We start from the raw sequence: 13,531 nt of genomic DNA, 5'->3' as shown, positions 1-13,531 counted from the left end.
ACTTCCCAGAGGATTTACATGAAATTCAACCCAGCCGCGATTTCCGCCAGCACCTTTATTACCGCATGTTTATCCCTATACGGCGTGACTGCCCATGCCGACACGCCTTTGCCCGCCACGGACGATAATCAGCTCCGCAGCAAATGCATGTTCTATTCCATGACGGACAGCGACAAGCGTGTTATGCGTTATACGATCGATGGCGAGAAACAGGCCGATCAATTCACGCGCTGGAATCTTGAGTTCTTTCATAATTACATTGCCACGGTACGCATAACGGGAAACAACGAAACCTACCCCAATGGCAACGTTACCAAGAGCTTCTTCCTGGATAGGCAAGACGATTCACAGTACTGGCAAATGGCCGACGAGGAGTTCAATGGTAAAGATAAGAAATGGGATATCAGCTACAGCCCCAAACCCTCCATGCTCGAGCACTACCCAAGCAAGATCGGTGAATCCCTCAGCACGCAAACCAAGGTGACACGCAAATCCGTCGCGCCCCCCTCCCAGGCCAGCAGCTTCGATTTGCAAACCAAGGTTACCTACCTGGGCAACGAGTCGATCAGGCTGCCGGACGATACCCAACCGGACACCTGCAAATTCGAAATCACTCGAACCAATCTTGCTACCAATCAAGTCAGCAAGTCCACCTACTGGTATGCCTACATGTTCGGCGTGGTCAGGACGTCATTTGATGTCGCGCGCCCTGGCTCGCAGGTGCCGGGCAAAGGGCTGTTGGAATTCCTGCGCATCGAAAAATAGCGAGGGCGGATGCAAAGGGTAGCAGCGCCCAGCCGACCAAGGGTTATGGCGCGTTAAAGCCTCGCCAGGCAGGCACCACCCGACGCTGGCCGGGTGGCTTGCTCGGCGCTTGCCTAGCTGATGTACTGGAACAGCGACAGATTCTGCACCGATGAAAATGACTTCCGAGCTGCGTCCAGATAGGTCTGCGTCTGGGTAAAGTCACTGATGGCCTGCGCGTAATCCAGATCCGTCAGCTTGGAGATGGTCGATTTGTACTGCACGTTCAAATCTTCATTGGTGTTTTGCACCGACTCCCCTTCCTTCTGCCGCGAACCCAATCCTGCCTGTACGGACAGAATGCGGCTCAAGGCATTGTCCAGGTTCGATAAGGTGGTATTGAGCTGATTCTGGAAGATCGCGCCCGACACCTCGTTATTGGCATAGCCGGTCAGCGCCGCCGAAAAATCTCCGATCGTGCTGAAAAGATCGTGATCCTTGCTGGGCTCCAGACTGAAGCTGTCGCCATCCTTTGGCGTACCGTCCACGCTCAGCTTGCCGCCAAAATCCCAGCCCGGGTAAAGCGCGGCAACTTCGCCGATTTGCTGGCCGAAGACAATATCGGTGCCCGAGGTATAGGTACGGGGGAAGGAATTGGGGTTGCCGGCCGTATCCGTGCGGCCGCCTGCCGGTACATCGGTGGTGTAGTTGTAGCCGTCTATCAACGAGCGATTGTAATTGGCCGAGGCGGTATCGTTGTCGATGATGTCGTACTTGGTCAGATTGGTGGTCGGGTCGGTCGGGTTCACCACGGAATGGAACTGCACGCGATAGCGCTCATTATTGCTGTTGGCGGCCGCCCATTTGACCGGATCGGTGACGACGCCGGGGCTCACCACCGAGGTACCCCGGTTATTGCTGAGGGTGGCATCGAAGCTGATGCTGGCGGTCGCCGTGCCGGGCGGTAGACCCTGGGCCTGGATCCGCATGCCGAAAGCGTTGGCGCCGGCCAACAAGGCTGCGTGCGAGAACACCACCGCCCCGCCCCCATTGGCGCGCGTGATCGTGTAATTACCGGTACCGGCATCCCAATCCACGCGATAGTCGGACTGTACAAAGCCGCCGGCCGGATCGCGAGAAAACTGGATGGGGCCGCTATCGCCCACATTGATGGTGCGCGGCAGATCCGGCTTACCCAACGATGTCGCGAAGGTGCCGTTACCGTTCCTGATCTTCACAAATACATCCGCACCGGAATTCGACACCGGAATCTGCCTGGAAGGCGAAATCTGCACCGCGCGCTGACCTTGGTCGCCGTCGTAGCTGACATCGCCGAAGGCCTTCTCGTTGAACGGCTTGGTATCACCCTTGAATCCTGAAAACAGATACATGCCATTGCCGTCCGTGGTGTTGGCCAAGCCCAGCAAGGACTGATATTTGCCGCGGATATCCGCCTCGATGATGCGTTTTTCGCTATTGGTCAGCGCCGGATTGCCGGACTGCACCGCCAGTTGCTGAATATCCTGAATCGTTTCCACGGTCTGCTGCAAATTGTTCTCGGTCAGCGCCAGGGTATCGTTGGCATACTTGACGTTATCGATGTACTGGCCATTGAGCCGGGTCGCCTGGGTCAGATCGAGCGCGCGGGCCGAAGCAACCGGGTCGTCCGAAGGCGTAAGAATGGACCGGCCGGTGGACAGCTGATTCTGCAGCTTGAAAAGGTCGACCGAACGGTTGTTCATATTGAACACGCCGAGGTTGAAAATGGTACTGGTCGCGACACGCATGATCACTACTCCCGCAATACTTCCGCCGCTTAGCGGCCAATGTTCAGTACTTCTTCAAACGCCTTTTGGGCAATCTGAATCACTCGGCTGGATGCCAGATAGGCCTGCTGGAATATCAGCAGGTTCGAGGCTTCCTCATCCAGGTTCACGCCCGAGCTTTCCGAAAACTTCGTCTCGGCCTGCGTCAGCAACTGCGCCTGCGCGGCCTGGTTGATATTGACCTTGTTGCTGCGTACGCCGACGTCCGCCACCATCTTGCTGTAGGCCCCCTGGAAACTGGTCGTGCCGTTTACCATGGAGCTTGCGGTCTGCAGCAAACCGATCGCCAGCATATTGCGGGCATCGGCCTTGCCGCCGGTATTGGACTCGATGACAAAGGTATCGCCCCCGGCCGGAATGCCGCTGACCTGGGTGGTCCAGCCGTTGAAGGTGATATTGGCGCCCGAGGTATAAGCCTGGTTGCTCATGGGCAGGCCGGTGGATGGATTGGTCAGCACCGTCCCGGTGGCTGGGTCCACCAGATCGTAGGTAGTGGCCGGACTGTTGAAGCGGACGGCGACCGGCACCTTCAGATTGATATTGATGGGTACCGTACTGACCGTGCCGGAGCTGATGGTGGCGCTGCCGGCATTCTTGCGCGGGTCCACCACAAAGCGGTCGCCGGTATTGGGCGCACCGCTCACCTGTACGTTCCAGCCGTTGTAGTTGATGTTCGAACCGGGGATATAGGTCTGATTGGCAACCAGCACCGTGCCGCTGACCGAATCGCGGATATCGTAGCTGGCCGCACCGGTAAAGACGATCTCGATGCGCTTGGCGGCCGAGCCCCCTTGTGCCGCAATGGAAGCGGAAACCCGGGTAATCGCACCGGTGCCGGTATTGGCGGCATTGGCCGAAGTCACGATGCTGAAGGTATCGGACGAAGTGCGGATAGGCGTCGCCGCCGCGATCTTGGCCGTATCCTTGATCATCACCGACATATTGTCGGCAAAGTCTCGGCTTGGCTGCACGGTATAGCGATCACCGGGCTGAATGGTGCCGCTATTGATACGGAACAGCATGCCATCCACCTGCACGGGCGGATTGCCCCAGGCCGCCGCATTGATATTGAAGGTTGCGCCGTCTTCCTTGCGCACCACCCGGTAGTCGGGACCGTCATAGATCAATTCGTAGTCGCTGGTGGTCAGCTGGTTCGAACTGCCGATGGAAACCTGCAAGTCGGCGTCGCCGGTATTGTCGGCGTGGGCCAGCACATTGGATGCGGCAGGCAGGAAGCTGACACCGAAATTTTCTCCGGCAACCAGATTGGGACCGGTCGGCGGCAGTACATTGGGATTGGTTTCCAGCTTGAAACGCACGCCAAAGGCGACAAAACCGGTCGGACTGGTCAACTGGCCGGAAGCCAGCGAGATCGAAGCGGTCTGGCCATCGGTCAAGCGGGTGATGGTGTAGTTGGTGCCGGTATTGTCGAGCGCCACATTGAAATCGCTCTCGATAAACGGCTGGGCGGAGGTAAGCTGGGCCGACAGGGTGACCTGGTTGGCCCCCACGCGCGGCTGGACATTGATGGTCTCGACCGGAAACTGGAAGAAATTGCCGCCGTACTGGCCATTGAGGTCCTGCCCCATCCGATGCTGGTCATTCACCACCTGGGCCAAGGCAATCCCTACCCGCCCGAGCGAGTTCTGGGTTACATCCAGTACGTCCTTGCGGAACTCCAGGACACCGCCCAGCGAACCACCGGTAATCAGCTCCGACGGAATCACCACGGTATTGCCGAACTGCTGGTAGGCCACGTCGAAACGGGATGCATCGTCCTTGGCCTGCACCGCACCCAGGGTAAAGGCTTGATTGCCCACCACCAGGTTCTGGCCGTTACCGACAAAGATATTGTAGCTGCCGTCCGATTGCTTGATGACGGTGGACTTGACGTACTTATTCAGGTCCTTCACCAGCTGATCGCGCTTGTCGAGCAGGTCATTGGGTGGGTTGCCGCCCGCCGTACCGGCGGCCAGGATGATCTGGTCGTTCAGATTGGCGATCTGGTTGGTGATGGCATTGATGCTACCCACCGAGGCGGTGATCTCGGTATTGACGTCCTTGCGCAGGATCGCCATGCGCTCGTTCACCGTCTTCAGTTTGGTGATCATCGACTCGGCCAGCCCGATCAGCGACTGGCGGGCGGGTACGTTCTGCGGATTGTTGGCCACCGTCTGCACACCGGTGAAGAAATCCTGCAGCGAGGGCGAAAAGCCGGCGGAAGGATCGGCCAGCAGATTGTCCAGGTCGGCCAGGTGCGATTGCAGATTGGTGAGATAGCCGTCCTGTGCCTGCGCGGTCTGCACCTGCCTGGCCACGAATTCGTTATAGACACGGGTAATGGTATCCACGCCCACGCCCCGGCCCAGGAAACCGCCGCCGGTCGGCGTCGGTTCCACCGCGCTCTGCGTGATCTGCTGGCGGTTGTAGCCAGGCGTACTGGCGTTCGCGATATTGTGGCTGGTCGCCGTCAGGCCGATCTGTGCCGCTTTCAAGCCAGAGACCGCGATGCCGTAGATGCCGTTACCCATGATTTTCCACCTTCGCCGCGCAAGGCGACATTCGAGTCATTTTGTTGGTTTGGTCTAATTCAGACGGTTGCCCGGTACGCCTTGAGGGCGGGGTGTTCGGCCACGCGGGCCAATTTGCGTGCGTAGGCCGGATCGGTCGCGTAGCCACCTTCCTGCAGTTCGCTGGCAAATACCTTGGCGTCGCTGCCTGCCTGGGTGGCCTCGCCGTAGCGCTTGCTCAGGAGTTGGGCGTAGTCGACGAAGGCATCGTTGTAGTTGTCGTAGGCACGGAACTTCTCGATCCGCTTCTGCGCGACGCCATCTACATATTCGGTCGTGGTGATATCGGCGGTCTTGCCCGTCCAGCTCTTGCCGGCCTTGATGCCGAAGAGGTTGAAGGTGTTGTGGCCGGCGCTATCGGTGATGGGCTTCTTGCCCCAGCCGGTTTCCAGCGCGGCATGGGCCAGCATCAGATGGGGAGAAAGGCCCAGCGTCTGGGCTGCGCCCACTGCTGCCTGTCCTACCGTGGCTAAAAAGCCTTCGGCCGAGGGGGCCGGCACGGTTTGAGCGGCAGGCGTTGCCGAACGCAAGGCAAAACTGTCGCGTAGCGGGCGGGCCAAGGGCGTACGGAGATTATCGGGATTGCTCAAGCGCTCGACCTGGGCGGCGATCACATCGGCCAGGCCCAGGCCACGGCCGGAGGTGAGCGTCTGCGACAGCTGCTGGTCGTACATACCGCGGAACATGCTGGTGGTACTGCTTTCCAGCTCGTCGAACTTGGGTGTGGCTTCCCGCATGGACTTCATCACCATGTCGAGAAACATCTTTTCGAACTGGCTGGCCACTTCCTTGGCCGCACCCTTGGGGTCGCGAGCCAACTTGGCACGCAGATCGCCGACGGCTTGGGAATCGATCGCCAGGCGGGCGTTCAGGCTTGCATCGGCAGTGGTGGCGGAGAGTTGCATGGCACTTGACTCAAAGAGGTTTGAATCAAGTAAAGCAGGGAACGTGCCAGACAATAAATCGTTTATTTTCAACGACTTACATTGTCAACCAAGACTAGGCGGCAGAGACTGGCGAGGGAGGCGGCAAGATTATCCGCCGGTGAGACAAGGGGTGCCGGGCAAGGCCGGGGAACTAGATGACTTCCAGATCCGCCTTCAGGGCGCCCGCCGATTTCATGGCCTGCAGAATGGCCAATAGATCCTGCGGGGTCGCGCCAATCTGGTTGAGCGCGCGGATCACTTCGTTGAGCGAGGCGCTCTTGGGCACGGCAGTCACCCCGCCCTTTTCCGCCTTGACTTCGATATCGGCGTTTTGGACCGGTTTGGTTTCGCCACCCGACAGCGGCTTGGGCTGGCTGACCTCGTTCCTGGCCGAGATGGTCACCGTCAGGTTGCCGTGCGAAATGGCGCAGGGCTCCAGGGTGACCGCTTTGTTCATTACAACCGAACCGGTGCGGGCATTGATGATGACCCGGGCGATCGCTTCGGCCGGGATAATGACGAGATTTTCCAGTTTGGCCAGGAAGCTGACCCGCGCATCCGGGTCTTGCGGCGCACGAACCTGGATGGTACGTGCATCCAGGGCCCGGGCCGTGGTGGCGCCCATGCCGGCATTGATGACCTGCGCCATCTTGCTGGCCGTGCTGAAATCGGCGTCGTGCAAGGCCAGCGTGATGAAATCGCCATCGCCCACGCCGCCCGGAACTTCGCGCTCTACCGTCGCGCCATTGGGAATGCGGCCGACCGCCAGTTGGTTGACCTGGGTGGAAGAGCCGCCGGCGGACGCGCCGGCACCCGCGACAATCACATTGCCCTGGGCAACGGCGTAGACCTGGCCATCGGCGCCCTTCAAGGGGCTCATCAGCAGCATGCCGCCGCGTAGGCTTTTGGCATTGCCGATGGAGGCGACCGTGATATCGATCGCCTGGCCGGTACGCGAAAACGGCGGCAGCGTGCCGGTCACGGTGACGGCGGCAACATTCTTCAATTGTAGATTGGTACCAGGGGGAAGCTGCACACCCAGTTGCGTCAGCATATTGATGACGCTTTGCACGGTGAATGGTGTTTGGGTGGTCTGGTCGCCGCTACCGTCCAGACCTACCACGATGCCATAACCGATCAGCTGATTGGGGCGTACCCCGCCCACATTCGCCAGCTCCTTGATTTTCTGGGCATACCCCGTGCCGCAGGCGATGGTCAGGGCAAGGCTGGCGATCAGGCGGACAAAGGTACGATTTAGGGGCATCGGGTCAGAATGGCAGGAAGCTGAAGAAGAATCGTTGCAGCCAGCCGGCACGGTCGGCCGAGGCTACGGTACCGCTGCCCATTTCTTCGATACGGGCTTCAGCGATCCGGTTGGAGGATACCATATTGCCCGCTTTTATATCGGCCGGGTTGACGATGCCGGAAACGCGCAAGTAGCTGATTTCACCCCGGATATTGACCTGTTTTTCGCCCGCCACCACCAGGTTGCCGTTGGCGAGCACGTCCACCACCTGCACGGTGATCTGGCCATTGAAGGTGTTGCTGGCGCTGGTTTCGCCCGTGCCGTCGTGGCTGTTGCTGGAGCTGACGCCCAGGTTCAGCCCGCGTAGCGCGCCGCTGAACAGGGGTGAGTTGGCGGTGGCGGAAACCTTGGTGGAATTGTCGGTGCTGCGCTCGGCCTTGTTGCCGGATTTGCTGGTCGCGTTGATCTGCTCTTCGATCTGTATGGTGATGTTGTCGCCCAAATGCCGCGCCAGGCGGTCCTCGAAGAGCGGGCGGGCACTGGCGAGCTGGTAGATGCTGCCATTGCTGGGCCGTACCGGCGCCTGGGCGACGGGCCGGACGCTGGTCGGCTGGCTGACGATGGTGGGCGGCACGCTTGCGCAAGCGCTCAGCAAAACCAACAGGCTGACAACTAAGAGGTGGCGGTTCATGGCGAGACTCCTGTCGGGGGTGCTGGCGGCCCTGCCCAGTCTTACAGCTGGGTCAGCTTCTGCAACATCTGGTCCGAGGTCTGGATCGAGCGCGAATTGATCTCGAAGGCGCGCTGCGCCTGGATCATATTGATCAGCTCTTCCGTGATATTGACGTTGGAAACCTCCAGATACTGCTGGTTCAACACCCCCAGGCCGGTCTGGCCCGGCGTTCCCACCTGGGGCGCACCGGATGCCGCGGTCTCCAGGTAGAGATTTTCCCCCACGCTTTGCAGGCCGGCCGGATTGATGAACGAGGCCATCTGTATCGTGCCGATCTGGGTTGCCTGGGTCTGGCCCGCCGCCAGCGCGGTCACGATGCCGTCCCGACTGATGCCGAAGCGGATCGTGCCTTGCGGGACGGTGATATTGCCTTGGAGCGGATAGCCTTCGGCGGTGACCATCACGCCCTGGTTATTGAGCTGGAAAGTACCGTCGCGGGTATAGCCTATGGTGCCGTCCGGCATTTCGATCTGAAAAAAGCCCTCGCCATTGATCGCGACATCGTAGGGATTGTCGGTCAACTGCAGATTGCCCTGGGTATGGATGCGCTCGGTGGCGACCGGCTTGACCCCGGTCCCCATCTGCAGGCCGGTAGGCAATTGCGTCTGCTGGCTGGTGGCGCCGCCAGGCTGGCGCAGGGTCTGGTACAGCAGATCCTCGAAGATGGGCCGGCTGCGCTTGAAGCCGGTGGTGTTTACATTGGCCAGATTGTTCGAGATGGTGTCGATGTTCATCTGCATCGCATCCATACCGGTTTTAGCTACCCACAGCGAACGCATCATGATGGCGGTCTTTCCCTGAATATTTTGCGGAAACTAGCTTAGGACCATGACCTGGGCGGCTGCCCGGGCATTCTGGTCCGCTGTCTGCAACATGCGTACTTGCAGATCGTAATTGCGCTGGTAATCGATCATTTTCACCAGCTGTTCCACCGCGTTGACATTGCTGGCTTCCAGGCTGCCGCTGGCGACCTGTACCGCCGCATCCACCTGGGCCGGCTGGCCGTCGCGCAAACGGAACAAACCGTCGTTGCCGCGGTCGAGCTGGCGCTCATCCGGCTTCACCAGCTTGATGCGGCCGATTTCATTGCTTTGCGAAGGATCATTGATCGGCGCGGCGCTGACGGTGCCGTCCTTGCCGAAGGTTAGTACGCTATTTTCGGGAATGGTGATCGGCCCGCCATCACCCTGCACCGGAAAGCCCTCGCGGGTTTTCAGCAGGCCGGCGGCATCGATTTCCAGGCTGCCGTTGCGGGTATAGGCCTCGCCGTTGCCGGTCTGCACGGCGAACATACCCTCGGTGGTAATGGCGATATCGAGTGGGCGGCCGGTAGTCTGCAAGGTGCCGGGGCTGAAATCGGCGCCGACCGATTGCTCCAGGGTAAAGGCGCGGGTCTGGTAGCCGACCCCGCCGACGGCCTGGAGGGCGCGCGATGCCGCCAGCTCCTGCTTGAAGCCCGGCGTGGTGGCATTGGCCAGATTGTTGGCAACGGTGGCTTGCTGCAGGCTGGCATGCTTCGCCCCCGTCATCGCCACATAGATAAGCCTGTCCATCTCACTCTCCCTGAGCGGCAAGCTTGGCCGGTTGGCCGGAAACGCTTGCCGGTCGTTACCCTAGCGGCAGAAGAGCGGGCGGCTCTCTTGCCTTACCTCAGATTCACCAGCGTCTGCAGGATCTGGTCTTGCGTCTTGATGGTCTGCGCATTGGCCTGGTACGAGCGTTGCGCGGTAATCATGTCGACCAACTCCTTGGTCAGGTCGATATTCGAATCCTCGACCGCTCCCGACTGCAAGGTGCCGAAGTCACTGGTCCCCGGCGTACCCAGCCGCGCCTGGTTGGAGGCGTAGCTCTCGGCCCAGCGGTTGTCGCCCAAGGGCTGCAAGCCCTGCGGATTGGCGAAGTTGTACAGCGTGATCTGTCCGATGGTACGGTTCTGGCCATTGGAGTAGCGGCCGAGGATGATGCCGTCCTTGCCGATCGAGAGACCTGTGATATTGCCGTCCGCATAACCATCCTGACTAAGTTCGTTGACCCCGAACTGATTGCCGAACTGGGTCGTCCCGGTGAAGTAGGTGTTGAACGCCAACGGCGTCTGGGCACCGCTCGGCGACGGGATCGGAGAGGTATAAGCAAACTCCGTACCACCATTCATATTGCCGGCCGCATCGAATGTCACATAGCCCGGCTGGGTGACCGGCGTGGCGCCGTCGAAACTGGTCTGCACTTCCCAGGCATTGACGCCGACCTTGGCGAAATAGAAGGTCATGGTATGGCCCACGCCTTGCGAGTCATACACGGTGGCCGAGGTGGAATGGGTATAGCTGGACGGGTCGGTCGCCACCACCGGCGGGGTGCTGCGGGTTTGTACCGTTCCGGCCGTAAAGGCGCCGGTCTGCTGGGTAACGCCTTGCAGATTGACCGAAAAATTCACGGCGCCCGGCGCACCGGTAATCGCGATGGGCGACCCGGCCACCATCTGCCCGTTGGTGTTGAATACGATGGATGCCGGGGTGGGAACGATAGGGAACGCGGCGCCGTCGATATCGATGGTCGGCACCCAGGTATTGGTCGCCGCCTTGGTCAGGGTGATATCGATGGTATGCGAAACGCCGTTGCCGTCCAGGTAGGACCCGCTGTAGGTATGGGGCGTGGTGACCGGGTCGGCCGGGTCGAGATTGGAACTGGATATCTGTACCGTGGTATTGAGCGCCGCCGTATCGTTGACCGTTACCGTACCTGGCGCTTCCGCGGCCGCGGCGACTTCGAGCGCCCCGGCGAAATTCAGATTGAAGTTCATGGGCGTGGTGCCGTAGGCCGGCGCCGGCGAGGACAGGTTATACGACACCGCCTGCGTACCGCCGGAGGTGATTTGTCCACCGGGAGTGGAAAACGTCAGGGGCGTCGCGGTTTGGGAAAAGCCGCCGGCGCCGTCGAGCTGGGTCTCCACCGTCCAGGTCTGCGGCGCGGCGCGCGTCAGCCGAACGTCCAGGGTATGGAACTGGCCGGTCGAATCCGTGACGCGGGTGGTGTAGTTGACCGGCGACGTACCGGCCGCATTGGCCAGACGGGCACCGGTGACCGATACCGTCGAGGTGCCGCGGTTGATGATGGGTTTGCGCGCATCCAGGTTCATGCCCAGCGTCAGGCCGGCGTCGCTGAGCGCCGAACCGCCGGTGGCCTGTGCACCGATATTGGAAGTCTGGATCTGGATCGCCTGCGGCGTGGCGCCGGTGATCAGCTGCCCGTCGGAATTGGCGGCATAACCGGCCAATTTCTGGTTGTTGTTGACAATATAGCCTTCCCTGTCCAACTGGAACTGGCCATTGCGGGCATAGCTGAACGAGCCCGCCGGATCGATCATCCGGAAAAAGCCATTGCCCTGGATGGCGATATCCAGGGGGTTGTCGGTACTGGTGATATTGCCCTGCGCGAACTGCTGCGCCACCGCCGAGGTACGTCCGCCGATACCCACCTGCACATTGGTGCTGGCCAGGGTATTGGCGTAGACATCGGCGAATTCCGCACGGGCCCCCTTGTAGCCGACCGTGTTGGCATTGGCGACATTATTGCCGACCACGTCGAGGAACTTGGAAGCGGAATTGAGTCCGCTCAAACCTTGCTGGAAGCCCATGTTGTTTTCTCCTGCTGCAATTGCACTTACGGTTCGCGTTGACCGGCGACCAGCCGGCCGGGCTTATTTGATGCTGCTGACTTCGTCGTAGGGCAATTGACGCCCGTCGGCCAGGCTGAGCTTGACGCTACCGCCACTCATGGACACGCTGTTCACACCGACAAAGGTAAAACTGGCAACTTGCTTGCTGCCGCCGCCCGGCTGTACCGCGTTGGCGGCGAGGTAATATTTGCCGGCCGGCAAACTCGTACCGTTGGCCCCGACACCATCCCATTCCAACGTCTGACGACCGGACTTGAGCTTGCCCAGGTCGATCTCGTCGACTTTCTGGTTGCTGGCGTTGTACACCCCCACGGTTATCTCGCCGCCCTCGCTGGGGACTTCGATCTCGGCGCTGACCGGCTTCTGGCCGTCGAACTGGATCGTGTCGCCCGGCACCAGCACCTGCTTGCCGATCAAGCCGGCCGCCTGGTAGGACTGGCCGGCGTTGAAGGTGGCCAGCATGCCGGTGATACTGGCATTGAGGTTTTCGATACCGGATACCGTGCTCATCTGCGCCATCTGGCTGGTGCTTTGCGCACTGTCCATCGGATTCATCGGATCCTGGTTCTGCAATTGGGTAATCAGCAGCTTGAGGAAGCGGTCCTGGGTTTCCTGGCTCTTGCTCTTGCTATCACGCGCCTTATTCAGGTTATCGTAGATATCCGCACTGCTTCTGGTGCTGGTCACGGTATTCATTTCAGCCTGCCTCTATCTGCTTTCAAGCACATCAAACCTGACCCAGCTGCAAGGTTCTCTGCAGCAAGGTCTTGGCGGTATTCATCATGTCGGCATTGGTCTGGTAGGAACGCGAAGCCGAAATCATATTGGTCATTTCCTCCACCACATTGACGTTGGGCATGGCGACATAGCCATTGCCATCCGCCAAGGCATTCTTCGGGTCGTAGACCAGCCGCGGCGGCGACTGGTCTTCCGAAACCGCCGCCACCGACACCCCGACCGCCTGCGGTTGCCGTGCATGCAGCTGTGTCGCCGCGAATACCACCTGCTTGGCACGATAAGGCTGCCCGCTCGAACTGGTGGCGCTCTCGGCATTGGCGAGATTGCTGGCCGTGGTGTTCAGCCGGATGGACTGGGCCGTCATGGCCGAACCGGCGATATCGAAAACACGAAACAAGGACATATCTATCTCCTATCCAGGCCGGGCATGGCCCTATCCTATTGCGACTGCAGCGCGGTCTTGATGCCGGCGATACGTTGCTGCATAAAGGTGATACTGGCCTGGTAGCGGATCGCGTTATCGGTGAAATGGCTCATTTCGGTATTCATATCGACGGTATTGCCGTCGATGGAAGGCTGGATATCGTTGCGGTACAGCAGATCCGCTTCCAGCAAACTGTGCTGCTTGCCGCCGAGATGGCGGCTATCGGTACGGGCCAGACCCATGCCCTGCTGTCCTTTCTGACCGGCCACCGCCTTGCCCAAGGCCTGGGAAAAGTCGAAATCGCGCGCTTTGTAGCCCGGCGTATCGGCGTTGGCGATATTGCTGGCGATCACTTCCTGGCGGGTCGCACGCAGCTTCATCGCGGCCTCGTTGACGGAAAGGTATTTATCTATGCTGGACGGCATGGTGATCTCGCTGACGGTTCCGGGTGGGTCTCGACAGGGTAAAAGCACGCACCATGCCAGCACCGATTCGCTCGTCACATCAAGCAGCTGGCAAATTTCCATGGCCAGAGGCGGCAAGCCTTGCCGCTCTCGTGCGGCGGCGGGTGGCCGCCTTCTGAAACCGGTTTCCAGCCCGCAAAAGCAAAGCGGCCCTGAAAATACGGATTGCAAGATCCGTACTTTCAGG

12 protein-coding genes are annotated in these 13,531 nt (G+C 60.1%); 1 reads left to right on the top strand and 11 read right to left on the bottom strand.

Annotation, left to right across the window (positions count from 1 at the left end; genetic code table 11):
- The first annotated feature begins 18 nt into the window (after window positions 1–18).
- Entirely contained in the window at window positions 19–765 is a 747-nt protein-coding gene (locus FNU76_RS22265; RefSeq protein ID WP_144280237.1) for a hypothetical protein, read from the top strand.
- Window positions 766–878: 113 nt separating this feature from the next.
- Here the strand turns inward: FNU76_RS22265 and flgL are convergent, their stop codons facing one another.
- The 11 genes from flgL to flgB form a co-directional block, all read right to left on the bottom strand.
- On the bottom strand, window positions 879–2,531 hold the full coding sequence (gene flgL, locus FNU76_RS22260) for a flagellar hook-associated protein FlgL (protein ID WP_144280236.1): 1,653 nt from the start codon (window positions 2,529–2,531) through the stop codon (window positions 879–881).
- Between the two features lie 29 nt (window positions 2,532–2,560).
- The gene (gene flgK, locus FNU76_RS22255) at window positions 2,561–5,101 is read right to left on the bottom strand and encodes a flagellar hook-associated protein FlgK (RefSeq protein ID WP_144280235.1); all 2,541 of its coding nucleotides are present in this window, start codon (window positions 5,099–5,101) and stop codon (window positions 2,561–2,563) included.
- Window positions 5,102–5,160: 59 nt separating this feature from the next.
- Window positions 5,161–6,045 carry a flagellar assembly peptidoglycan hydrolase FlgJ gene (gene flgJ / locus FNU76_RS22250; RefSeq protein WP_144280234.1) on the bottom strand — a complete coding sequence of 295 codons (885 nt, stop codon included), beginning with the start codon at window positions 6,043–6,045 and terminating at the stop codon, window positions 5,161–5,163.
- A gap of 172 nt (window positions 6,046–6,217) precedes the next feature.
- Window positions 6,218–7,330, bottom strand: a complete 1,113-nt coding sequence (locus tag FNU76_RS22245) for a flagellar basal body P-ring protein FlgI (protein WP_144280233.1) — start codon at window positions 7,328–7,330, stop codon at window positions 6,218–6,220.
- Between the two features lie 4 nt (window positions 7,331–7,334).
- Window positions 7,335–8,003, bottom strand: coding sequence for a flagellar basal body L-ring protein FlgH (locus FNU76_RS22240; protein ID WP_144280232.1), 669 nt, complete (start codon window positions 8,001–8,003; stop codon window positions 7,335–7,337).
- Between the two features lie 41 nt (window positions 8,004–8,044).
- Window positions 8,045–8,827, bottom strand: a complete 783-nt coding sequence (flgG, locus tag FNU76_RS22235; protein WP_144280231.1) for a flagellar basal-body rod protein FlgG — start codon at window positions 8,825–8,827, stop codon at window positions 8,045–8,047.
- A 33-nt stretch (window positions 8,828–8,860) separates the two neighbouring features.
- Complete coding sequence (gene flgF, locus FNU76_RS22230) at window positions 8,861–9,598, bottom strand: flagellar basal-body rod protein FlgF (RefSeq protein WP_144280230.1); 738 nt, start codon at window positions 9,596–9,598, stop codon at window positions 8,861–8,863.
- A gap of 92 nt (window positions 9,599–9,690) precedes the next feature.
- On the bottom strand, window positions 9,691–11,676 hold the full coding sequence (locus FNU76_RS22225; protein ID WP_144280229.1) for a flagellar hook protein FlgE: 1,986 nt from the start codon (window positions 11,674–11,676) through the stop codon (window positions 9,691–9,693).
- A 63-nt stretch (window positions 11,677–11,739) separates the two neighbouring features.
- Window positions 11,740–12,414: a flagellar hook assembly protein FlgD gene (locus tag FNU76_RS22220; protein WP_144280228.1), complete on the bottom strand. Its 675-nt coding sequence runs from the start codon at window positions 12,412–12,414 to the stop codon at window positions 11,740–11,742.
- Between the two features lie 31 nt (window positions 12,415–12,445).
- A complete protein-coding gene (gene flgC / locus FNU76_RS22215; protein ID WP_144280227.1) occupies window positions 12,446–12,859 on the bottom strand; it encodes a flagellar basal body rod protein FlgC in 414 nt (137 codons plus the stop codon).
- A 35-nt stretch (window positions 12,860–12,894) separates the two neighbouring features.
- Window positions 12,895–13,305 carry a flagellar basal body rod protein FlgB gene (gene flgB, locus FNU76_RS22210; RefSeq protein WP_144280226.1) on the bottom strand — a complete coding sequence of 137 codons (411 nt, stop codon included), beginning with the start codon at window positions 13,303–13,305 and terminating at the stop codon, window positions 12,895–12,897.
- Window positions 13,306–13,531: the final 226 nt, after the last annotated feature.

The organism is Chitinimonas arctica (assembly GCF_007431345.1).
GTDB classification, from domain to species: Bacteria; Pseudomonadota; Gammaproteobacteria; order Burkholderiales; family Chitinimonadaceae; genus Chitinimonas; species Chitinimonas arctica.
Note: the sequence above shows the minus strand (reverse complement) of the source record. Positions and strands in the feature narration are given on the sequence as shown.

Bases quoted from the DNA above. Each gene is read 5' to 3' on its own strand.
- FNU76_RS22265 (WP_144280237.1), top strand. From the start codon at position 19: ATGAAATTCAACCCAGCCGCGATTTCCGCCAGCACCTTTATTACCGCA.
- flgL (WP_144280236.1), bottom strand. From the start codon at position 2,531: ATGCGTGTCGCGACCAGTACCATTTTCAACCTCGGCGTGTTCAATATG.
- flgK (WP_144280235.1), bottom strand. From the start codon at position 5,101: ATGGGTAACGGCATCTACGGCATCGCGGTCTCTGGCTTGAAAGCGGCA.
- flgJ (WP_144280234.1), bottom strand. From the start codon at position 6,045: ATGCAACTCTCCGCCACCACTGCCGATGCAAGCCTGAACGCCCGCCTG.
- FNU76_RS22245 (WP_144280233.1), bottom strand. From the start codon at position 7,330: ATGCCCCTAAATCGTACCTTTGTCCGCCTGATCGCCAGCCTTGCCCTG.
- FNU76_RS22240 (WP_144280232.1), bottom strand. From the start codon at position 8,003: ATGAACCGCCACCTCTTAGTTGTCAGCCTGTTGGTTTTGCTGAGCGCT.
- flgG (WP_144280231.1), bottom strand. From the start codon at position 8,827: ATGATGCGTTCGCTGTGGGTAGCTAAAACCGGTATGGATGCGATGCAG.
- flgF (WP_144280230.1), bottom strand. From the start codon at position 9,598: ATGGACAGGCTTATCTATGTGGCGATGACGGGGGCGAAGCATGCCAGC.
- FNU76_RS22225 (WP_144280229.1), bottom strand. From the start codon at position 11,676: ATGGGCTTCCAGCAAGGTTTGAGCGGACTCAATTCCGCTTCCAAGTTC.
- FNU76_RS22220 (WP_144280228.1), bottom strand. From the start codon at position 12,414: ATGAATACCGTGACCAGCACCAGAAGCAGTGCGGATATCTACGATAAC.
- flgC (WP_144280227.1), bottom strand. From the start codon at position 12,859: ATGTCCTTGTTTCGTGTTTTCGATATCGCCGGTTCGGCCATGACGGCC.
- flgB (WP_144280226.1), bottom strand. From the start codon at position 13,305: ATGCCGTCCAGCATAGATAAATACCTTTCCGTCAACGAGGCCGCGATG.